General features: G+C 63.4%; 15 protein-coding genes. 7 read left to right on the top strand and 8 right to left on the bottom strand.

All coding sequences use genetic code 11. The features are described 5' to 3' along the window. The first annotated feature begins 9 nt into the window (after nt 1–9). The 3 genes from tssF to tssJ are packed head-to-tail and all read left to right on the top strand — an operon-like array spanning nt 10 to nt 3,604. Complete coding sequence (tssF, locus tag P3T20_RS13320; protein ID WP_429287066.1) at nt 10–1,830, top strand: type VI secretion system baseplate subunit TssF; 1,821 nt, start codon at nt 10–12, stop codon at nt 1,828–1,830. Nucleotides 1,831–1,865: 35 nt separating this feature from the next. Next, entirely contained in the window at nt 1,866–2,936 is a 1,071-nt protein-coding gene (gene tssG / locus P3T20_RS13315) for a type VI secretion system baseplate subunit TssG (protein WP_429287166.1), read from the top strand. A gap of 32 nt (nt 2,937–2,968) precedes the next feature. Further along, nucleotides 2,969–3,604 (top strand): type VI secretion system lipoprotein TssJ, encoded by a 636-nt coding sequence (tssJ, locus tag P3T20_RS13310; protein ID WP_429287165.1) that lies wholly within the window; start codon nt 2,969–2,971, stop codon nt 3,602–3,604. Between the two features lie 57 nt (nt 3,605–3,661). On the opposite strand, the gene P3T20_RS13305 is transcribed toward tssJ, so the two are convergent. Continuing rightward, nucleotides 3,662–5,065 carry a methyl-accepting chemotaxis protein gene (locus tag P3T20_RS13305; protein WP_429287065.1) on the bottom strand — a complete coding sequence of 468 codons (1,404 nt, stop codon included), beginning with the start codon at nt 5,063–5,065 and terminating at the stop codon, nt 3,662–3,664. A gap of 390 nt (nt 5,066–5,455) precedes the next feature. Between P3T20_RS13305 and P3T20_RS13300 the strand changes: the two genes are divergently transcribed. Beyond that, nucleotides 5,456–6,226, top strand: a complete 771-nt coding sequence (locus P3T20_RS13300) for a class I SAM-dependent methyltransferase (protein ID WP_074264382.1) — start codon at nt 5,456–5,458, stop codon at nt 6,224–6,226. Nucleotides 6,227–6,332: 106 nt separating this feature from the next. On the opposite strand, the gene P3T20_RS13295 is transcribed toward P3T20_RS13300, so the two are convergent. Beyond that, nucleotides 6,333–7,310: an alpha/beta fold hydrolase gene (locus P3T20_RS13295; RefSeq protein ID WP_074264383.1), complete on the bottom strand. Its 978-nt coding sequence runs from the start codon at nt 7,308–7,310 to the stop codon at nt 6,333–6,335. 259 nt (nt 7,311–7,569) lie between these two features. Between P3T20_RS13295 and P3T20_RS13290 the strand changes: the two genes are divergently transcribed. Beyond that, the gene (locus P3T20_RS13290) at nt 7,570–8,217 is read left to right on the top strand and encodes a TetR family transcriptional regulator (RefSeq protein ID WP_074264384.1); all 648 of its coding nucleotides are present in this window, start codon (nt 7,570–7,572) and stop codon (nt 8,215–8,217) included. A 169-nt stretch (nt 8,218–8,386) separates the two neighbouring features. On the opposite strand, the gene P3T20_RS13285 is transcribed toward P3T20_RS13290, so the two are convergent. From P3T20_RS13285 to P3T20_RS13275, 3 genes are all read right to left on the bottom strand, one after another. After that, nucleotides 8,387–9,553: a tetratricopeptide repeat protein gene (locus tag P3T20_RS13285; RefSeq protein WP_074264385.1), complete on the bottom strand. Its 1,167-nt coding sequence runs from the start codon at nt 9,551–9,553 to the stop codon at nt 8,387–8,389. Nucleotides 9,554–9,669: 116 nt separating this feature from the next. Continuing rightward, the gene (locus P3T20_RS13280; RefSeq protein WP_074264386.1) at nt 9,670–10,350 is read right to left on the bottom strand and encodes a PspA/IM30 family protein; all 681 of its coding nucleotides are present in this window, start codon (nt 10,348–10,350) and stop codon (nt 9,670–9,672) included. Nucleotides 10,351–10,718: 368 nt separating this feature from the next. Beyond that, on the bottom strand, nt 10,719–11,321 hold the full coding sequence (locus P3T20_RS13275) for a plasmid mobilization protein (protein WP_074264387.1): 603 nt from the start codon (nt 11,319–11,321) through the stop codon (nt 10,719–10,721). A 436-nt stretch (nt 11,322–11,757) separates the two neighbouring features. On the opposite strand from P3T20_RS13275, the gene P3T20_RS13270 reads away from it, so the two are divergent. Then, nucleotides 11,758–14,241, top strand: a complete 2,484-nt coding sequence (locus tag P3T20_RS13270) for a penicillin-binding protein 1A (RefSeq protein ID WP_074264388.1) — start codon at nt 11,758–11,760, stop codon at nt 14,239–14,241. A 327-nt stretch (nt 14,242–14,568) separates the two neighbouring features. Continuing rightward, nucleotides 14,569–15,447 carry a lipid A biosynthesis lauroyl acyltransferase gene (locus P3T20_RS13265; protein WP_074264389.1) on the top strand — a complete coding sequence of 293 codons (879 nt, stop codon included), beginning with the start codon at nt 14,569–14,571 and terminating at the stop codon, nt 15,445–15,447. A 3-nt stretch (nt 15,448–15,450) separates the two neighbouring features. Here P3T20_RS13265 and P3T20_RS13260 read toward each other — a convergent pair whose 3' ends face one another. Genes P3T20_RS13260 through P3T20_RS13250 form a run of 3 tightly spaced genes read right to left on the bottom strand, consistent with a single transcriptional unit; the run spans nt 15,451 to nt 21,343 of the window. Next, entirely contained in the window at nt 15,451–17,049 is a 1,599-nt protein-coding gene (locus P3T20_RS13260; protein ID WP_074264390.1) for an efflux transporter outer membrane subunit, read from the bottom strand. A 2-nt stretch (nt 17,050–17,051) separates the two neighbouring features. Next, nucleotides 17,052–20,183, bottom strand: a complete 3,132-nt coding sequence (locus tag P3T20_RS13255; protein ID WP_429287064.1) for an efflux RND transporter permease subunit — start codon at nt 20,181–20,183, stop codon at nt 17,052–17,054. Beyond that, nucleotides 20,180–21,343 (bottom strand): efflux RND transporter periplasmic adaptor subunit, encoded by a 1,164-nt coding sequence (locus P3T20_RS13250; RefSeq protein ID WP_074264392.1) that lies wholly within the window; start codon nt 21,341–21,343, stop codon nt 20,180–20,182. The genes P3T20_RS13255 and P3T20_RS13250 overlap by 4 nt, the downstream gene beginning before the upstream one ends. Between the last annotated feature and the right edge of the window lie 131 nt (nt 21,344–21,474).

Raw genomic sequence — 21,474 nt, 5'->3', positions numbered from 1 at the left:
AAGCCGGACATGACTGAACCAACCCGAGATAACGAGATCCTGCGCTACTACGAGGCGGAAATGCGCTATCTGCGCGAAGCCGGCAAGGAACTCGCGCAAGCATTCCCCGATCGCGCGCGGGAGCTGGGCCTTGAGCGCGTCGGCGTGCGCGACCCGCACGTCGAGCGACTCCTCGAAGGCTTTGCTTTCCTGATGGGGCGCCTGCGCCACAAGCTCGACGACGAGCTGCCCGAGCTGACCGAGGGCCTTGTCAGCATGCTGTGGCCGCACTACCTGCGCATGATTCCTTCGCTCGCCATTCTCGAACTCATCCCGGAGGTCGGCGCGCTGCAGAAACACGAAACGCTCGAAGCGGGACTGGAAGCCACGTCCGATCCGGTCGATACGGAGTCCAATACGAGTGATGCCGCCATCGAGTGCGTGTACCGCACCACGCAGGCGGTCGACCTGTATCCGCTCGCCCTCAGCGAAGCCGGCGTTTATGCACGTGAGGATGGACGCTCCGTCATCCGCTTGCGTTTCGCCATCCAGACCCAGGCCGAGCGCGAGCGGCTGCGGGTGCCGCGCCTGCGCCTGTATCTGAATGCGGACCGGCCGGTGGCGCTTGCCCTTTACGCTGCGCTCACGGCAAAACCGGTGGCGATGCAGGTCCGTGTGCCGGGCTGGCCCGAGGACCGGCCCGGTGCGCCGATGCAGATGGCGGGACTACGCGTCGCACCCGCAGGCTTCGCGGCCGACGAACGGCTCTGGCCAAAGGCCGAAAACTCGTTCGGTGGCTACCAGCTGCTACTCGAATATTTTACTTTCCCCGAGAAGTTCATGTTTGTCGATCTGCTTGGGCTCGACATCCAGGCGATTCCCGCGTCGGCGACGTCACTCGATGTCGAGATCGTCCTCGATCGCCCGTATCCGGATGACATGCGCTTCAATGCGGACAACGTGCGCCTGTACTGCACGCCTGTCATCAATCTGTTCCCGGTGAGCGCCGATCCGGTCACGGTCACGCAGCACGAAACCGAGTACCGGGTACGTGCGCGCGCCGAACATGGCTCACTCGTCGATATCTATTCGGTCGACGCCGTGCAGTATTTCGAGCGCGGCCGGCGCTACGAATATGTGCCTTTCGCGGCGTTTCGCCATCGCGGCGGCATGCTGCGTCACGACATGCCGGAACGGTACTACCACACCCGCATGCGGCGCGGGCCGTCCGGCCGGTTCGACACCTGGATCGTGCTCGGCGGCCACGCGTGGGATCAGGCGAAGACACCCGCCGCGTTGCCCACCGAGACGCTGTCCCTTTCGGTGACCGGGACCAACGGCATGCTGCCGCGCAGGGCCCTGCGCGAAGCGGGCATCACGCGCATGCGCGGCGGCTTTACCAGCATCGGCGCGGTGCGCAACCTCACGGCACCGACCCTGCCGGTCTATCCGCCCACCGGCGACCGGTTCCAGTGGCGCGTGCTGTCCCACCTCGCCCCGAATTATCTGTCGCTGCTCGACGCGGAGATCCTGCGCGGCTCGCTTGCGCTCTACGACTGGACCGATGGCGAACTCAACCGCCGACGCATCAACGCCATTACCGATGTGCGGCACCGGCCGCTCAGCAAACTCGTCAAGGGTGGCCTGATGCGCGGGGTGGAAATCACGGTGACGCTCGATGCAGGTCGCTTTGCAGGCAACGGGGATCTCGAACTCTTCGGTAGCATGCTCAACCGGTTCCTCGGGCTGTACGCAACACTGAACCTTTACACCAGGCTCGTGATAGTGACCCAGCCTACCGGGCAGCGCATCGAATGGCCTGAAACGAAGGGCGAAGGGGCACCATTTTGAACGCACGCACGACGCCTGCGGCCGCAGCACGGCCGATGCTGCCGGCGATTCTCGACGACGCGCCGCGGATGAACTTCATCCGTTTCTGCGAGCTGCTCGAGCTGGCCGCGCCCGATGCGCCTCCGCTCGGGACAACGGACTCGCCGGCCGCCGATCCCATCCGGTTCCGTTCGCGCGCGCAACTGGGCTTTCCCGGGCGTGAAATCGATGCGGTCCGGTACGACACCGACGATCCGGCCGCGCCACCCTCGGTCGTGACGACGTTTCTCGGACTCTATGGCGTCGATGCGCGCATGCCCGCGTATTTCGTCGATGAGGTGGCGCAGAACCGTGATGGGGCAGAGCGGTTGTCGGCATTTCTCGACCTGTTCCATCACCGCGTCATCACGCAGTACTACCGCGTCGCGCGCAAATACCGGTATCCCGTCGGCTTCAGGCGCGACGGTACGGACCCGGTGTCGCGCTATCTGCTCAGTTTCGCTGGCTTTGGATTCAGTACATCCGCGCGCATTGCCACCTTGGTTCTGCGCCTCCCTGCGGCCGGGGAACCGCCGGCGTCCTCCACCGCGAGTCCGCAGCTTCCGGAGGTGGCCGACAAACGCCGGCTGCTATCGATGCTAGGGCTTGCCATGCAGAAAACGCGCACTGCAGAAGGGCTGGCAGGCGTGCTGAGCCATGCCGTGCCAGACGCCTCGATTGCGGTTGAGGAGTTTCACCCGGTGTGGCGGCAAATCGACGACGTCGAGCCCGCCGCGCTTGGTGAGCAATGTCTGCTCGGCCGCGGCTTCTATGACCGGGCGAATACGGTGCGGGTCGTCATCACGCCGGCGTCGCGTGAGGCAGTGCTGGCGCTCGTGCCGGGGCAGCCCGCCCATCGTGAGGTCATGGCACTGCTGCGGTTCTATCTGGGCTACGAAAGCGAAGCGGATCTGCAGATGCATGTGCGGGCCGACCTCATGCCGAAACCCATGCTCGAGCCGCGTCAAGCGAACCTGGGTTTTACGGCGCAACTGGAAGCGCCGGCCTGGTCATCGGCAGGCGGTCCGGCGCGTATTACGCGTGTACAGCTCGGCCGCTGGAACGGCGCCGGGGAGAGAACCGCATGAAGGACGACAACAGGAACAGGGGCATCTTCTTAATGGACGCAAACATGAAACGCGCGGCACATCGCGCAAGTCTGGCAATCGCGTTATTGTCGGCTTTGGCGACGGCTGGGTGCGGTGTGGCACAGGCAGTCGGCGACGGAACCGTCGACGCCGCAAAATGGGCCTTCACGACCCAGGTCAAGACGATGAACGTGGACCTCAAAGGCCATACCTCGCTCAATGCCGACGTCCGTGGGCAGTCGCTCTCGACGGTGGTGAGGTTCTACCAGCTTAAGGATTCGAAGACCTTCGGAGAGCTGAATTATGTGCAACTTCAGTCTGACGATCTGAACCTGCTCAAGGCGGATCTGCTCGCGACGAAGGACGTCGTGTTACGTCCGGACGCGAGCGCCAGTATTGTCGAACCGATGAACGAGGCGGCGCAATTCGTGGGGGTGGTAGCGTTCTTCCGCGAGCCGGGGCAGGATGCGGTGTGGAAGCTTGCGATTCCGAAGAAGCAGTGGAAGAAAACCGATCCGGTGAAGATCGAGGTGCGCGGCAACGAGCTGGTGCTGGACGGTGCGGATTCCCAACCCGTCAAACATAAAACTCCCCAACAGGCCGCGCCGGCAAGTCCGGCCTCAGCCGCAGCATCGGAGCCGCAATCTGGCGCCCATAAGCAGGGCTAGAAACGTTATCCGGGATTGCACCTTTTCTGCACCGGAGGGTGCGATCCGCAAAAACCATCAAACCCTGTACCCCATCCGAACCCCACCCCAATGCCGCCCATTAACGTAGATGGGCGCCGATGCATCCTTCATCAGCACAAACTCCCCACCCCCCATGTCGCGCCGGTAAGTCTGCAACAAAAACGCCTTGGTATGAGTCGCAGCCGCAAGCCCTGTCCGATCATCGAACACCCTGCGATTCCGGCAATTCGCCGCATTCCAGACCGGATCATCGCGCTGCGGCTGAGAAAACTTCTGGTTATGCGTCGGGAGATAACCACGCACATCCACTGCCGCACAAAACGCCACCCGTGGATCCAACCCGAGCAAAGGCTCCTGCACACCAGGTAACACGCGATCAGTGAACGCAGTAAACCGTGTCGTGAACTGCGGTGGATTCGTCCCCGGAATCGGCACATACGTACGGTCAAACAGGTCATCGAGCTTTAGCTCCCCACTCGCCACCGCGCGCTCGAACATCTTTCCGATCTTCGTCGCGGTCTGCTGCACCGCTTCGATAAACCGCGTATCCGTTGTCTCGACCCCCGTGGCCGCCGTCAATTCGATTAGCGTCTCCGAAACTCCTAGCAAGTTGCCCAGCCGGTTCTTCGCCTGCACGAAGTTTTCGCTCGAGTCCTCCACGCCGCTTGCCATCTCCACGACCTGTGCCTCCAGTCCCGTGCACCGGCTCTCGATTTCTCCCGTCAACGTCGCAATCTGCGTGGCCTCCGCGTTGAGCTGCGTAATCGCCTCGCCCGTCGAATGCACCACCTCGCCAATCTTGCGTGTGCCCTCCCGCACCCGATGTGCGCGCGCTGTGTTCACCGACCCCTCCGTCGTCAACTGCTCGGTCTGTTGGGTCAGTTGCGCGAGCGTGCTTTCAATCTGTCCCGTCGCCGAGGCCGTCTTGGCCGACAGGTTTTTCACCTCCGCGGCGACCACCGCGAAACTCTTGCCCGACTCGCCGGCTCGTGCTGCTTCGATTGCGGCATTGAGCGCCAGCAGATGCGTCTGTCGCGCGATCAGCGAAATTTCCTCGGAGACCTTGCTCACATGCGCAATCGCAGCCCGCAGCGAGCCAATGTGGCTCTCGATCACCGTCACGCCTTCGACGAGACCGTGGATGTCCGCCAGGGATGCCTCCAACGTCTGCTGCGATTCCTGCACACCGCTTGCGACCTCGGTCGTGACGTCACGCATCTCGCGCGCGGCCGTTGCGATCCGGCGGTTGCCCGCCATCGTCTGCGCCGCAGCGTCTCGCAGCGACTGGCACACCTGCGCCTGATGCTGCACCCGCGCCGCGACTTCTTCGACGTGGCCCGAGACGTCGCAGATCTCAATGCCGAGTTTGCCCGCCTGTGCGGCAATGTCGCCCACAATCGACGGCACCCGGCTCGACCGGCGAAAACTAAAGCGCGTCATGAGTGTCTCCTTGATGGCGCGGGTCGGTGTGGCCATCCAGCACGGATGCCGCGTCTTCTCCCGATAATGACGGCCCGGTGGTCCGCAACTTGATACGGGGTATCCCGGGGTCGCTATGATGTGGGTCTCGTCGCAGACTGGGCGGCTCCGCTGACTGTGCCTTGAACCTTGCCACCAATCGATTGCCTGATCCAATATGCCTGATGCCTTCGCGTGTTTTGCCGGCTGGCAGCAGCTCTATCAGTTGTGGGAGCTGATCGTGCTGGCCTGCAAGTTTCTCTGGGATGTGCTTCGCTTCCTCGGCGGCGGAGGCTGAGCGCTCTTGCCCGCCGCGCGAGCGCGAACTGAGGTAATTTAGAACTCCTTTCCCACCGGCACAGGTTTTCTCCCATGACCGATTCCACGCAGCGCTTTACCGATCGTGTCGCTGACTACGTCAAGTACCGGCCCAGTTATCCGCGGGACGTGGTGAGCTTCCTGCATGAGACCTGCGGTGTCGCGCCGGACGCGCAGGTTGCCGATATCGGCGCGGGCACGGGAATCTCGGCGCGGCTCTTTCTCGACGCCGGTCATCCGGTGATTGCGGTCGAACCGAATCTGGCCATGCGCGAGGCCGCGAACGCGTGGCTCGCACCTTACGAGAACTTTCGCAGCGTCGCCGGCACCGCGGAGGCGACCACGCTGGAGGACGCCAGTGTCGATCTGGTGATCGCCGCGCAGGCCTTCCACTGGTTCGATCCCGTCGCGACTCGGCGCGAGTTCGCACGCATTCTCAGGCCGCAGGGCCACGTGGCGCTGTTCTGGAACAGCCGGCTGCTCGATGGGTCGCCGTTCCTCGCGGGCTATGAGGCGCTGCTCAGGGCGTACGGCGTCGATTACACGGAAGTCGCCGAGCGTTACCCCGACGACGCGGCAATGGCCGCGTGGTTTGGCGATGCGTTTTCGCACAAGGAGAGCTTCCCGAACCTGCAGCGGCTCGATTTTGACGGGCTCAAGGGCCGCCTGATGTCGTCGTCCTATGCGCCCAAAGCGGGCCATCCGAATCACGAGCCGCTACTGGTCGCATTGCGCGATCTGTTCGATCGCACTGCGCACAACGGCATGGTCGAGTTCGGCTATACGACGCGTGTTTATGCGGGATATGCCGCGGCGAATGCGTGACGGCCTGTGTCCAGGCGCGTGGCGGTGAAGCGTGCGCCGTGTTTCCACACGCACGCCTTTACCTGCCGGCAGGCGGCGCGCATGGACCATTTCAAGCGAACCTCGGTCACGCCGTGACCGGCCTGGTACGCACGGCTTGCTTTGCGAGGAACGCTCGCAAATCGTCCAGCACGCGCGCCGGGTCTTCTTCCATTGGGATATGGCCGAGTCCCGCGTACATCACCGCCTGTGCGCCGGGAATGCGCTGCGCAAATTCGGCAGCATGAGCGGGCGGGATCCAGCGGTCTTTCGCACCCCACAAGACTAGCGACGGGACGTCGAGCGTTGTCAGCACGCTGGTGTCGAGGTCGGCGAAATCGAGCGTCGGCACCATCTTGCCGATCGCCGCGCGTGTGTCTTCTCCGTGAAAGAACTCGATATAGCGTCGCAGCACGGGCGCCGCCAGCTTGCGCGGATCGCCGTAGACATTGCGCACCGCGCTTTTGATAATCTGCTCGGGCAGCCACCACGGGGCGCTCATGCGGACCAGTGCGCTGTTGAAGAGGCCAATGTAGATCGGCAGCTTCATCGGAAAGCCTGCTGCATCGATCAGCACGAGCCGCTCGACCGCATCGCGATGCCGCACCGCGTAATCCCACGAGATCAGACCGCCGAGCGAGTTGCCGATCAGCGTCACGCGGCGGGTATCGAGACCGAGCGCCTGCATGAACGTATCGATGAAGCGCCGGTAAGTCGGCAGGTTCATCGTCTCGATCTCGCCGGACGGGGAGCGCAGCGGTCCTGTCACGCCAAATGGCGGCAGGTCGAGACGGATCACCCGATAGCTACGCGACAATTCGTCCGCGACGCCATCCCAGGTGTGCAGCGAAGAGGCGAAGCCGTGAATCATCACCAGCAATTCGCCGCTGCCTTCGTCGACATAATGAACGTCGGCGCCCATGATCCTGACGAACTTCGAGCCGCGCTGAGTGTAGCGCTGCCGCAGTTGGTCGCGCGGCACGCTGCTGATGCCGAGGCGTGCGGCAAGCGAGCGGGGTGCCAATGGCGTGCTCTGGGTGTGAGAAGCGGTGTCGAGGCTCGCCATGCGTATCTCCCTGATTATTTGAGTTCGAAAGCGCCGATGCAGCTCTTTGTCTGATTCTTCGTTTGATACCGACGGGAGGTGAAAATAGAAGTGCCTGTCTACACTTGTCTACATCATCTCAAGCCGCAGAGTAGACAACTGTGCACTTCACGTCAAGATCGTTTACAGTGCGGACATAGACCTCCATACCGGCGCTTTGGCACGCTCCCCGCGTGTCTTGAGCGTTTGGCGAGTTAAGCGAGTTTTCCTTCAGTCGTCCATGGAACCCACCCCCAATCCCGATCTCGATCTCGCCCCCGGCAAGCGCCGGCTAATTGAAGCGGCCCTGCGCCTGACGGCCGGCGGCCGCAGCTTTGCGTCGCTCGGTTTGCGTGAAGTGGCGCGCGAGGCCGGTTTGAATCCGAACACGTTCTACCGGCATTTCGATACGCTCGACGATCTGGCGCGTGAAGCGGTGGAGTGGGTGAGCCGGCGTCTGCGGCCGATGCTGCGACGCGAGCGCTGGCTTGCTGCGCACGACGAGCCGCATAGCGTGCCGCGTCGAGCCTGCGCGGCGTTTTTTGCGTTCGCACTCGATAACCGCGAAGCGTTTTTGAGCGCGCTGGCGGAGTATCACGGCACCTCGCCGGCGTTACGCGATGCGGTGCGCGCGAACCTGCACGAGGTGTCGGCTGAAATGGCCGACGATGTCGTGCAACTCAAGCTGATGCCAGCCCTCTCGCGGACCACGATCGACGAAATCTGCACGCAGATCGTGCTGCAACTGTTCCATCTGTCGCATGAGTACATTGCAACAGCGGCTCATCGCGAGGCGCTGATCGATTACTCGGAACGCTTCATTGTCCGGTTGTTCGCCGGTGCGACCGTGCTCGAGCAACATCAGCAACCGCTGTCCACTGGCGCGTGAACGTCACAAGCCGCGTTCTGCGCATGTGATTGCATCGTCGCGCGCATCACACCCAGGCGGCGCATAAAAAGACAGGCTCCATGGAGCCTGTCTTTCGTGGATGTTGCGCGTAATCGCAGCAGCGAACCGGGAACCTGCACTGCGCTTGCGCGCGTGTCTGGATCAGGTATCAGGTGTCGTTCCAGCCGCCGGAGTCGTCGTTGCCCATATCCACGCCGCCACCGCCGCTGCCGTCGTCCCAGTTGTTCGACCCCTGGCCGAAATCGAGACCGCCGTCGTTGTTGCCGTTATTGCCGTCGTCGCGGCGGCGCCGGCTTTCGTCGTCCTCGACGATCACTTCGCGCTCACGACCCGAGTTGAGCGCCTCGCCGAGCAGCACGCCGGTCAGCAGACCGCCCATGCCGCCACCAAAGCCGCCACCTTGCTGCACGATAACCTGAGGCGGTTGCTGCTGCGGATAAGGATAGGGCGCTTGCGGCGGATTACCGAAACGATCGGCTTCACGCGCATACGCGGACTCGCCCGAACCTGCAGGCGCAGCCGCGTATGGATCGGGGCGGCCTTCTGCACGCGCCTTCAGGCTGGCAACGCGCTGTTCCAGTTCGTCGAGCTGATACGGCGGCAACGGATTCTTGCCGTTGGAGAGTCCTTCGACAACACCGCGCAACTGGTCTTCCGTGCCTTCCACTTCGCGCGCGAGCGCTTCATGTCCCGGCAACGTAGAGAGCTTCACATCGAGCTTCAGCGAGCGCACTGCGTTAAGCAGCTCGGTAGCGCGCTTGAGCTGGACGCGGCGATCGTCGTCGGCGCGCGAATCGTCCTGCGTGCGGGCGCGGCGCAATGTCCAGCGCAACACCAGCGCAATCGCACCGATCAGGACAATGATGCCGATCCATAGGCCCATGCCTGGACCATGCCGTTCAGGTACTTGCGGCGCCATGGCCGACTGCTGTACCGCCGTGTTCTGTTGTGCAAACGGATTGGTGGTGTGGCCCGTTGCAGCACCGGTACGTTCCGCGTCGCGGCGGATGCGCGCTTCGGTCTGCGCGAAGCGCGTAGGGTCAGTGAAGCGGATTTGCGGATCGAGCGTCTTGGCCTGCTGGATCTGCGCGAGGGCATCGCCCGTGCGGCCTTCGCGATCGAGTACCTGGGCGTACAGATAGTGCGCGCGTGCGTTGTCCGGATGAGCCTGCAGCACTTCGGTCAGCCCTGCATCGGCCTGTTGCCAGTTGCCCTGTGACATCGCGGATTCGATCTGCTGCGCTGTCGGCACGGCGAAGGCCGCCGTGGAGATCAGCAACAGCGACGCGAATGCGGCTGCGAGAAATTTTTTCATGTGTCGGACCGGATGGCTTTACACCCGTCTCCATGTCGATCGATTCTCCGGTGTGACACGCAGCGCCGCACGATTGCCGGCGCTGCGTCACATCCGGTGTACTGCTTGACGACGTGTTACTGGGCCGGCGTGTTCAACTGCTTCTTCAGCGCTTCGAGGCGGTCTTCGACCGACGGCCCGCGATTGAGTTCGGCGAGCTTGTCGTCGAGCGCCTTGCCGCTCTTCACGTCAGCGGAATTCAGGCGAGCGTCGGAACGTGCATTCGACAGCGCGACCTTGTCTTCGAGCTTCTGGAAGTCTTCTGACAGGTTGCGTCCGCCGATGCCGCCCAGCGCGGTTGCAGCGACATCTTTGGCCTGAGCGATTTCCTGCTTGGCCTGCAGAATGCTCGAGCGTGAAGCGAGGTCGTTGCGCCGGCCACGCATATCTTCGATCTGGCTCTTCAACTGATCGACCGACGGCTCGAGCGTCGAGAGTTCTCGCGCCAGCGCATCGCGTTCCGTTTCGGCGGTCGCCTGTGCGCCGAGCGCTTCGCGGGCGAGTGCTTCGTCACCCGATTGCAGCGCGCGCTTGGCGCCGTCTTCGTACTTCTTCGCCTTGTCGGCGGCAACGTCGCGCTTGCTTTGCTGGGTGGCCACCTGGGCCTGAATCTCGATCAGCGAGTTCTCAGCCTTGGCGATGCTCTCGTCGAGCTCACGCACGATCTGGCGCGAGTCGCGCGACGGATCCTGCACGGAATCGGCAGCGTCGTTCAGGAGACCTTTGAGCGTGCGCGAGATGCTGTCAAATAGCGACATGTATACCTCCGTAAAATGAAATCGGCGCTGAGTAGCTGGCGCGTTCGACCACTTGTGACCACTAGTTTACGCTGCCCGTCGCGGTATTGCGCGGGCAACCGCTGCGGAAGTCGGGGCACGCGTGCGAAATGCAATAGCCGCCCCGCAAATTGTTCAACCGCTGTGTTGCGCCAGTGGGGCAAAGGGCCTCGTGCAAGCCATGCAGCCTCAGCAGCTGGCAAAGATTACACCATAGGATGTCTTAAAACCGCCTTAAAAAGTCGGTTCCACACAGTTTCAGACGTCGATTCCGCGCAAAGGCCCGCGGAATATTTCAACGTTGTGTGAAGACGAAGCGAAATGCGTCCAACGGCGTGGCGCCGTGCCGTTCACGCGAAGCGGCCGTCTTCCGGAGTGGGGTCGTTGCGCGGATCGTCGTCGTCGGGCGCGGTGTCGATCCGAACGCGCACGCGCGTGCGCGGCGCGCGGGGCGTAGCGACAGGCGGCAGGTCTGTCTGCCCGCTCTGCCCGCCGGGGTCGGCAGGGTGTGCAATTGCAGCGGCTTCTGCCGCGGTGACGCGCGCCACCGCCTGGGCGTCGGCCAACGCCTGTTCTTCTTCCGGCGTGCGCACCAGCGCCGCGAGTACGTCCGCCGGCAGCAGGGGCTCGCTTGCGGCTTCTGGTTCCGCGCCGGCAGGCACAGCAGCGTCTTTTTCGTCTTTCTTCAGCACGGCGGGCAGGGCAGCGCGAGCGTTGCGGGTGCCGCGCGCGACCCGTTCCAGCGCGGCATTCAGGGCGTCCGGTTCGCGCGGCGCACGCAGTCTGTCGACGATGCTTGCGGCCTTGACCTGTTCGCTGGTGGCGCCGAAGCTCAGCACGGCACGCCGCATCAGTTCGCTAACGCTGATGCCGAGTTTTTCTGCGCTGGCGGCAATGGCGCGTTTCTGGGCCGGTGTGACGAATACGACGATGCGTTCGCTGGGCTTGTTCATAGTCTGCTCGCGTACTTGTTGTGGCGTGGAACGCCTGATTTGGCGCGCGGCCGCGCTTTCCCCGCGCGACGAGTCCATCATAAGGCGAGTTGCCCCGATGCGTAACGTGCGCCGCATGAAAATCCCGTGACATCAAAGGGTTGAAACGTTTCAAGTGGCCTTGTCCACAGGGCTATGAACAATTTCTGTTGATAACCGCGCTTCCCCGCGCAGCCATACGCCAGCGCGCTTCGGAGAAGAATCCCGAAGGGAATTCTTACAAAAAAATCACCTTGGACCGCGCTTGATTTCTTTAAAATGCGCTGTTACGTTGCGCGGGGCCCCTTAGGGTCGGTCCTATCCGGGCGCGCCGTGCGGCCAGCCGGGGGCGTAAGGCCGTGCGGCGGCAATTGCCGCCCGCATAAAGGCGTGCAGTCAAGCGCCATCTATTCGAGTCATGCCAATCATCAAACGACCGCAATCCTCAAATTCTCCGGGTGGTGACGACCGGGATCCCTACCACCGCAACCCAGGACGCAATGACGCTTCGCGCGACGAGCCGCGGCGCCGTTCGCTCGTCGGGCGCATCCTGCTGACGTTCGTGGGCCTCGTTGCGACCCTGCTGGTCGTCGGTGCGTTGATCATCGGCTACGCGCTTGTCGTCATGGGGCCGCAGTTGCCGTCCCTGGAGGCACTCACCGACTACCGTCCGAAGGTGCCCCTGCGCGTCTACACCGCAGACCACGTGCTGATCGGCGAATTCGGCGAAGAGCGGCGCAACCTCGTGCGCTTCCAGGATATTCCGGATCAGATGAAAAAAGCGGTGCTCGCGATCGAAGACTATCGCTTCTACGAGCACGGCGGCGTCGACTTCGTCGGCATTCTGCGGGCCGGCTCCGCCGATCTGCTGCACGGCGGCGCGTCGCAGGGCGCAAGTACGATCACGATGCAGGTGGCACGCAACTTCTTCCTGTCGAGCGAGAAGACTTACACCCGTAAAGTGTATGAAATGCTGCTCGCATACAAGATCGAGCGTGCGCTGACGAAGGATCAGATTCTCGAGCTGTACATGAACCAGATTTATCTGGGCGAGCGCGCGTACGGTTTCTCTGCGGCGGCGCGGGTGTATTTCGGCAAGGATCTGAAGGACCTGTCGCTCGCGGAGTGCGCAATGCTGGCTGGCTTGCCGAAGGCGCCGTCGGCGTATAACCCGGTGGTCAATCCGAAACGCGCGAAGATCCGTCAGGAATACATTCTCAAGCGGATGCTGGATCTGAAGTACATCACGCAGGAACAGTACGACGCGGCCGTGAAGGAAGAGATTCGCACCAAGAATCCCGGCAATGAGTACAGCGTGCATGCCGAGTATGTCGCGGAAATGGTCCGCCAGATGATGTACGCGCAGTACAGGGACGAAACGTATACGCGCGGTCTGAACGTGATTACCACGATCGATTCTGCGGATCAGGACGCCGCTTACCACGCAGTGCGTAAGGGCGTAATGGACTATGAGCGCCGTCACGGCTATCGCGGTCCGGAAGGTAATGTCGACCTGCCGCCGCCGGGCGACGACCGTGATCAGGCCATCGACGACGCGCTGACCGATCACCCGGATAACGGCGAGATCGTCGCGGCCGTGGTGACGGCAGCGAATCCGAAGGAAGTGCAGGCGCAGTTCCTCGACGGCACCGAGGCGACCATCAACGGCGACGGCCTGAAGTTCGTGGCCGCCGCGTTGGGCCCGCGCGCCACAGCGGCGCAACGCATCAAGCCGGGCTCGATCATCCGTGTCGTGGCGGACGATAAGGGCAACTGGCAGATCACGCAATTGCCGCAGGTGGAGGGCGCGCTGGTGTCGCTCACGCCGCAGGACGGGGCGATTCGCGCGCTGATCGGCGGCTTCGATTTCAACAAGAACAAGTTCAATCACATCACCCAGGCATGGCGCCAGCCGGGCTCGAGCTTCAAGCCGTTTATCTATTCGGCCTCGCTCGACAAGGGCCTCGGACCGGCGACGATCATCAACGACGCGCCGCTCTATTTCCCGCCTAGCAGCCCGGGCGGCGATCCGTGGGAGCCGAAGGACGACGACCAGCCGGACGGTCCGATGCCGATGCGCATCGCGCTGGAGAAATCGAAGAACCTGGTGTCGATCCGCATCCTCTCGTTCATCGGCACGAAGTACGCGCAGGATTTCGTGACACAGCGTTTCGGCTTCGATGCCGACAAGACGCCGCCGTATCTGCCGATGGCGCTCGGTGCGGGCCTCGTCACGCCGCTGCAATCGGCCGGTGCGTATTCGGTGTTCGCGAACGGTGGCTACCGGATCAATCCGTATCTGATCAACGAGGTGACGGACCCGCGTGGCGTAACGATTTCCAAGGCACAGCCGCTCACGGCGGGCCGCGACGCACCGCGCACGATCGACCCGCGCAACGCGTACATCATGAACAGTCTGCTGCACTCGGTGGCGACCGCCGGTACCGGCGCGGGCACCAACGTGCTGAAGCGTTCGGACCTGCAGGGCAAGACCGGTACGACGAACGACGCCAAGGACGGCTGGTTCGCCGGTTACCAGCAATCGCTCGTTGCGGTGGCCTGGATGGGCTACGACCAGCCGAAGAGCCTCGGCAGCCGCGAATTCGGCGCGCAACTCGCGTTGCCGATCTGGGTCGACTACATGGGGCACGCGCTGCGCGGTGTGCCGCAGGCCGAGCCGGCCATGCCCGACACCGTCACCAGCGTCGACGGCGAACTGTTCTATACGGACATGACGCCGGGCAACGGTTTTGTCGCCAGCATCGGCCTCGACTCGGCCAATCCGCTGGCCGGCGCAAGCGACGCCGTCGGGGGCGTCGGTCCGGCGGGGATGACGCCGCCGGATGTGTCGTCGAGCGAAAAGCAGCAGATCATGAACCTGTTCGAATCGAACAAGCCCTGATGGGGCGGGCGAATCCGGGCGCGAGCCGCCCGGATTCGCGAGTCTCACGCACGCGCCAATTTCCCCTTCATCTTCCCCCACCGGGCCGCGCTAATACGTCGTAATGTAATTTCTACCGTGCGATGCCCTGGTCCGGTCAAATCCGGTTTAGTATTCGCGTACCCAATTTGTAAACTCTCGACTCGCGGAAACGCGTGATCTCCCGTTTTTTTACCAAAGCGCAGCGCGGTACCCGGTTTTGACGCGCGCGCATGCCACTTCGCCCCCTCCGCTCAGGCGTGCCAGGACGAAGTGTTTGCTTCACCGCTCTCAACCGGGATCCCTCTCGTGAAAAGCCGAATACTCATCTTTCTGATGACAGGACTGCTGCGCGTGTTCGCACTCCTGCCATATGGCGTGGTTGCCCGCGTGGGCAACGGACTTGGCGCGCTGCTCTATCGCATTCCGAGCACGCGCCGCCGCGTCGTGCATACCAATCTGAAACTCTGTTTTCCGGACATGAGCGACGAGGAGCGTGAGCGCCTTGCTCGCGCGCACTTTTGCCATGTGATTCGCAGTTACGTCGAGCGGGGGCCGCAGTGGTTCGGCAACGCGGCGGCGATTTCACGGCTGGTCGAAGTGGAAAGCGCGATCGACCTGGCGGAAGCGCACTCGCGGCCGACGATTTTCCTCGGTTTTCACTTCGTGGGGATCGAGGCCGGCTGCATGATGTACTCGACACGTCATCCGGTTGCTTCGCTGTACACGCCGATGTCGAACGTGCTGTTCGATGCGATGGCCAAGCGCCAGCGCGGCCGTTTCGGCACCGAGATGATTCCGCGCAGCGATAGCGTGCGCCGCGCGCTGCGCGTGCTGCGCGAAGGCAAGCCGGTGATGCTGGCAGCCGACATGGATTTCGGCCTGCGCGACTCGGTGTTCGTGCCGTTCTTCGGGGTGCCGGCGTGTACGTTGACGTCGGTGTCGCGCCTCGCCAAGGCGGGCAATGCGCGGGTCGTGCCGTTCGTCACCGAGGTATTGCCGGACTACCGTGGCTACAAGCTGACAATCTTCGAAGAACTAAGCGATTTTCCGTCAGCCGATGCGACCGTCGATGCACGTCGTATCACCGAGTTCCTCGAAACCCAGGTGCGGCGGATTCCGGCCCAATATTACTGGGTACACAAGCGTTTCAAGCACCGGCCCGTGGGAGAGCCGGCGGTGTATTGACGCTTAGCCTGGCACGGGGCCGGTAGACGGCTGCGAGCCAGAGACTGGCGAGTGCATTGGCGCTGCCGGAGCCGCAGCAGCGCCTGTGGTTCCTCCAGTCGTGCCAGACGCCCCCGTTGTTGCCGTAGACCCCACCGCGCCCGCCTCATCTACTGGCGGCGTCCCCATTGCCTGAAACAGCGCCGCGGTATCGGTCAATCGCGCACCGGTATAGCGGATCTCATCGAGCCGCGCGTTGCGAAACTGCTGCTCGCTCGAGCGTGCAGCCGACACCGGCACGGCGCCCAGACGGTAACGTGCCGCGGTCTCATCCGAAATGCCCTGCGCCGCCCGTGCTGCCACGTTTGAGGCGTCGAGTGCCTGCGCGTCATGCTCAAGCGCAGCCAGCGTATCGGCGACGTTCTGGAACGCTGTCAGCACCGTCTGCTTGTACTGTTCCGTGGCTGCGTCGTAAGTCGCCATTGCCGCGCGGCGTTGCGCGAACAGTGCGCCACCGTGGAAGATCGGCTGCGAGAGCGAACCGGCTACGGCCCAGATAGCGCCCGCGCCGGAAAGCGCCAGCGGCCAGCTAAAGCCGCCTTGTCCCATCGAGGCTGTGAGCGACAGGCTCGGATACATCTGTGCGGTAGCCACTCCCACATCCGCTGCGGCTGCCTTGACCGCAGCATCGGCGGCCTGGATGTCCGGGCGTGCGCGCAATAGCTCGGACGGCACGACCACCGGCACCTGCTCAGGCACATGCAACTGCACCAGATCGAGATCCGGCGGCGCGGCGTCGGGCGTGCGTCCGATCAGCACTGCCAGCGCATGCCGCGTGCTCACCCACTGTTGCTGCAGCTCCGGCAAACTGGCTGCCAACGATGCCGCGCTCTGTTGCGCATTGAGCATATCTGCATGCGATACCGCGCCGAGCGCATAGCGTCGTGCTGTGTCGCGGGCGTCGTCATTCGCGAGCGTAATGAGCCGCTGGGTCGTGTCGATCTGCGCATGCAGTGCGGCCGAGGTGATGGCTGCCGTCACGATGTTGGCCGCCAGCGCGCGCCGCGCCGATTCCAGTTGAAAAACCTGCACGTTCACCCGTGAAGCGAGCGCGGCGTTGGCGAGCCGCGAAGCGCCAAACAGGTCGATCGTGTAGTGCGCCTGCAACTCGCCGACGAACGTGTTGTACAGGAACGTGTTCGGCCCGATTTCCGGAATCCCGAGCGCGCGCTGCCGGGCCGGCTGGGCTACGGCATCGACGGTGGGCAGCATCGAACTGCCGACCTGCGCACGCAACTGCTCGCGCGCGGCGGTCAGGCTCTTGTCGGTGGCGGCGAGGGTGGGGCTGTTGCGCAGACCCTCGTCGACCAGCGCGTTCAGGTCGTCCGATTGATACAGACGCCACCACGTCGGCACCGGCTTGGCACCCACTACAAACTGCTGGGTGATGCCCTGAGCGGGCACCGTTTCGGTGAGCTGCGGCTCGGCCCCGTAGTGGGCTGGCTGCGGCACCGCCGGCGGGTTGCCGTTCGGGCCGAACGAGCAGGCCGCGAGCGCGAGCGCGCTACCGCCTACCGCCAGCGTGCGGGCCTGCCTGACACGTTTGAGGACAGAATGAGTCATGGTCAATTTCCCGAATGCGACGCTTGCGTCGAGGCGGCCGGCGGCTCGCGTTCATCGCCGCGCACTCTGAACGAGGTTGCGTAGAGCGCGGGCAGATGGAACAGCGTCAGCACGGTGGCGCTCGTGATGCCGCCCATCAGCGCGGTGGCCATCGGTCCGAAGAAGTTCGAACTCAGCAACGGAATCAGCGCCAGCACGGCTGCTGCCGCAGTCAGCGTAATGGGCCGGAAACGCCGCACGGTTGCACCGACGATCGCATCGAAGCGTTTGTGACCTGCGGCGATGTCCTGCTCGATCTGATCGACCAGAATCACCGAGTTGCGCATGATGATGCCGAACATCGCGATCACCCCGAGCATCGCCACGAAGCCGAACGGCTGACCGAACAGCAACAAGGTGGCGACCACGCCGATCAGGCCGAGCGGGGCGGTCAGCACCACCATCAGCACGCGAGCGAAACTTTGCAGCTGGATCATCAGCAGCGTCAGCACGGCGATGATCATGATCGGCATTTGCGCGTTGATCGAGGTCTGGCCTTTCTCGCTTTCCTCCACCGAGCCGCCCAGTTCGATACGGTAGCCGACCGGCAGCGTCGAGCGGATCTGGCTCAGCGCCTTGTCGACACTATTGGTCACGTCGATGCCTTGCGCGTTGCCGATGACGTCCGATTGCACCGTGATGGTCGGCTGGCGGTCGCGTTCCCAGATCACGCCGTACTCGAGGTCGTAGCGCATATGACCGAGCGTACCGAGCGGCACCGGACCATTGGGCGTGGGCATCGCCAGCGTGACGAGCTGCGCCGGATCCACGCGCTCCGTCTTCGGCGCACGCAGATCGACGCTGATCAGCTTGTCGCGTTCACGGTACTGCGTGACCGTATAGCCGGACAGCGTCATGGCGAGGAAGCTCGACACGTCGTCCGAAGTGACGCCCAACTCACGCGCCTTCTTCTGGTCGATCTCGAAGCGCACCGAGCGCTCGGCCGGCTCGTCCCAGTCGAACTGGACGTTGGTCGTGCGATGGTCGTCGCGCATCGTCGTGGCGACGCGTTCGGCGATCGAGCGCACCGTGGCGATGTCGTCGCCGCTCACGCGAAACTGCACCGGATAGCCGACCGGCGGCCCGTTTTCGAGGCGCGACAGGCGCGTACGGATAGCCGGGAACTGGTTGCGCAACTCCGGCTCCAGCCATTGCGCGAGTTTCTCACGGTCCTTGACCGACTTCGCGGTGATTACGAACTGTGCGAAATTTGGCTGCTGCAATTGCTGATCGAGCGGCAGATAGAAACGCGGCGCACCGCTGCCGACGAAGTCCACCGAATGATCGATCTCCGGACGGCCCTCGATCGCTTTCTCGAGCCGCTGTGCCTGGCGCAGGGTGGCCTCGAAGGAAGCGCCTTCAGGCAGGCGGACGTCGACCAGCAACTCGGGGCGATCCGAACTCGGGAAGAACTGTTGCGGGACGAGCGTAAAACCAAACAGCGAGACCACGAACAGCGCAACAGTGATCGTCAGCACGACGAAGCGCCGCTCGATGCACCAGCCAATCCAGCCGCGCAGGCGCTTGTAGAAGCGGGTGTCGTAGATGTCGTGTTCGTAGTCGTGCGCTTCGTGTGCCTGACGTTTGCGCTCCGGCAGCATGTGATAGCCGAGCATGGGGATCAGCACCACGGCGGCGAGCCACGACGCGATCAAGGCAATCGCCGACACTTCGAAGATCGACCGCGTGTATTCGCCGGTGCTCGATTTGGCCAGCGCGATCGGCAGGAAGCCGGACACGGTGACGAGTGTGCCGGTCAGCATCGGAAACGCAGTACTGGTATAAGCAAACGCAGCGGAACGGGCGCGGCTCCAGCCCTGTTCGAGCTTCACCGACATCATCTCCACGGAGATGATCGCGTCGTCGACCAGCAAGCCGAGCGCCAGCACAAGCGTGCCGAGCGAGACCTTGTGCAAGCCGATATCGAACAGATACATGCACAGCGCCGTGACCGCGAGCACGATCGGAATCGAGATCACAACTACCATGCCGGTGCGCACGCCCAGCGAGACGAGACTCACCACCAGCACGATCGCAATCGCCTCGGCAACCGCCTCCAGAAAGTCGTCCACCGATTTCGCCACCGCATTCGGCATGCTCGACACTTCGACGAGCTTGAGCCCGGCCGGCAGATAGGAGCGCAGGGTAGCGGACTGTTTGTCGAGCGCCTTGCCGAGCTGGATGACGTCGCCGCCCGGTTGCATCGTCACGCCGATGCCGAGCACGGCCTTGCCGCCGTACCGCATCTGCGTGGATACGGGATCGTCGTAGCCGCGTTTGATCGTCGCGATGTCGCCGAGGCGGAACGAGCGGTTGTTGATGCGGATCAGCGTATCGGCGAGGGCGTTGACGTCCTTGAACTGGCCGGTGGGGCGCACGAAGACGCGATCATCCAGCGTGGTCAGCGTGCCGGCCGGCGAGACGCTGTTCTGCGAGTTGATGGCCTGCGCGATCTGCTGGGGCGACACGTTCAGACGCGTCAACTGCGTGTTGGCGATCTCGATGTAGACGTGCTGGTTAGGATCGCCAAAATAATCGACCTTGGCGACGCCCGGCACGCGTAGCAGCACCGTGCGCAATTCGTCCGCATAGTCGTGCAGTTGTGCAGCGGAGAAACCGTCGCCTTCGAGCGTGTAGATGTTGGTGTAGACGTCGCCGAATTCGTCGTTAAAAAACGGCCCTTGAATGCCTTGCGGCAGCGTGGCGGCGATGTCACCGACTTTCTTGCGCACCTGGTACCACGTTTCCGGCACATCCTTGACAGGCGCCGAGTCCTTCATTGAGAAGAACATCAGCGATTCGCCAGGGCGCGAATAGCTGCGCACGAAGTCGATATACGGCGTGTCCTGCAGCTTGCGGCCGATGCGGTCGGTAACCTCCTCCTGCACCTGGCGCGCGGTTGCGCCCGGCCAGAAGGTCTGGATCACCATCACGCGGAACGTGAACGGCGGGTCTTCCGATTGCGCGAGCTTCGTATAGGCGAGGATCCCGAAAGCGGTCGCGAGCGCGATCAGGAATACGACGAGCGCCTGATGACGCAGCGCCCACGCGGACAGGTTGAAGCGTCCCTCTTCATGTTCATGTGGAGTACTCATGAAGCGAAGTCCTCGGGATGCAGCGGGGCGATCGGATGAACCGTCTCGCCAGCTGTGACCGTGTGGACACCTTGCAGCACGACACGTTCGCCGTCTTTCAGGCCGCCGGAAATGGCGACGGTGCGCTCGTCATAGCGCGTTACCTGCACGCGGCGCAGTTCCAGCACGTTGGTGCCTTCATGCACGACCCACACGGCAGGCGCCGTGCCGTCGTGGAACAGCGCAGTGGCGGGCAGTATGAACGAAGTTGCGGGCTGGGTCGCGGTATTGCCCGAAGTGAGTGCGACGTCGGCGGTCATACCAAGTCGCACATCCGGGCCGGGATCGAGCAGCGTGAGATTCGCACGATACGTGCGGCTTTGCGGATCGGCGGCAGGCGATAGCTCGCGCACGCGGGCGCTGAAGCTGCGCCCCGGCAGTGCGGACATGGTGACCTTGGCGGTCTGGCCAACCGCGAGCGCCGCGAGCGTGCTTTCCGGCACATCGACGACCACGTCGATATCGCCGCTCCACGCGAGGTTGTAGACGGCTTGTCCGGCCGACACATTCTGTCCGGTCTGCGCCTGTTCGGCGGTAATGACGCCGGCGTGATCGGCGAGCAGGTCGGTGTATTGCAACTGGTTCTTCTGCAGCGCCGTTTGCTGCGCCGCCTGGTCGCGTTGGGACAACGCCGAGGCATACGCGTTGGTGGTCTGCTCCAGTTGCGCCGCCGAGATCAGGTTCTCGCGCGCCTGCGCCTGGTCGCGGTCCAGTTGCTGCTTCGCGTAGACGAGGCTGTGTTGTGCCGCATCGAGTTGCGCCTGCGCGCTGGCTTCGCTCTTTTGCGCGTCGGCCGGGTCGAGCCGGGCCACAACTTCGCCGACCTTCACGGTATCGCCAAGACGCACATGCCGCTCGATGATCTTGCCGGCAATCCGGAACGACAGCGGCGTCGAGTAACGAGCCTGTACTTCGCCGGGCAACGAGGCTGACAGCGAACTGCCATCGGCATGAACCGCGAGCGCGACTACGGGACGCGGTGCGGGCGCGGCCGCCTGCTTCTGGCCGCAGGCGCCGAGCAGCAGAAGGCCGGCGAGTGCGAGCGCGGATGCCGCGCGGCGCGGTGTGGACAAAGGGGACAAGAGAGACAAACGGCGACGCGGATGACTGCGCTTGCGCATCGAATGTGATGCGCGACCACTGGGACGATTCACAATTACCCCAATCAGAAGACAGCGAACGAACAGAACAAGCCAGACGGCTGGTCAACGAAGGCACGTTTGAAACAGAGCGTGCAATAGACTGTTGCTTC

It is taken from the genome of Paraburkholderia sp. GAS206C (assembly GCF_050435645.1).
In the GTDB taxonomy this organism is placed as follows: domain Bacteria; phylum Pseudomonadota; class Gammaproteobacteria; order Burkholderiales; family Burkholderiaceae; genus Paraburkholderia; species Paraburkholderia phenazinium_B.
The sequence above is the reverse complement of the archived record's forward strand: the minus strand, read 5'-3'. Positions and strand labels throughout refer to the sequence as shown.

Excerpts from the sequence above, each read along its gene's own strand:
- tssF (WP_429287066.1), top strand. The coding sequence starts at position 10 with ATGACTGAACCAACCCGAGATAACGAGATCCTGCGCTACTACGAGGCG.
- tssG (WP_429287166.1), top strand. The coding sequence starts at position 1,866 with ATGCTGCCGGCGATTCTCGACGACGCGCCGCGGATGAACTTCATCCGT.
- tssJ (WP_429287165.1), top strand. The coding sequence starts at position 2,969 with ATGGACGCAAACATGAAACGCGCGGCACATCGCGCAAGTCTGGCAATC.
- P3T20_RS13305 (WP_429287065.1), bottom strand. The coding sequence starts at position 5,065 with ATGACGCGCTTTAGTTTTCGCCGGTCGAGCCGGGTGCCGTCGATTGTG.
- P3T20_RS13300 (WP_074264382.1), top strand. The coding sequence starts at position 5,456 with ATGACCGATTCCACGCAGCGCTTTACCGATCGTGTCGCTGACTACGTC.
- P3T20_RS13295 (WP_074264383.1), bottom strand. The coding sequence starts at position 7,310 with ATGGCGAGCCTCGACACCGCTTCTCACACCCAGAGCACGCCATTGGCA.
- P3T20_RS13290 (WP_074264384.1), top strand. The coding sequence starts at position 7,570 with ATGGAACCCACCCCCAATCCCGATCTCGATCTCGCCCCCGGCAAGCGC.
- P3T20_RS13285 (WP_074264385.1), bottom strand. The coding sequence starts at position 9,553 with ATGAAAAAATTTCTCGCAGCCGCATTCGCGTCGCTGTTGCTGATCTCC.
- P3T20_RS13280 (WP_074264386.1), bottom strand. The coding sequence starts at position 10,350 with ATGTCGCTATTTGACAGCATCTCGCGCACGCTCAAAGGTCTCCTGAAC.
- P3T20_RS13275 (WP_074264387.1), bottom strand. The coding sequence starts at position 11,321 with ATGAACAAGCCCAGCGAACGCATCGTCGTATTCGTCACACCGGCCCAG.
- P3T20_RS13270 (WP_074264388.1), top strand. The coding sequence starts at position 11,758 with ATGCCAATCATCAAACGACCGCAATCCTCAAATTCTCCGGGTGGTGAC.
- P3T20_RS13260 (WP_074264390.1), bottom strand. The coding sequence starts at position 17,049 with ATGACTCATTCTGTCCTCAAACGTGTCAGGCAGGCCCGCACGCTGGCG.
- P3T20_RS13255 (WP_429287064.1), bottom strand. The coding sequence starts at position 20,183 with ATGAGTACTCCACATGAACATGAAGAGGGACGCTTCAACCTGTCCGCG.
- P3T20_RS13250 (WP_074264392.1), bottom strand. The coding sequence starts at position 21,343 with ATGCGCAAGCGCAGTCATCCGCGTCGCCGTTTGTCTCTCTTGTCCCCT.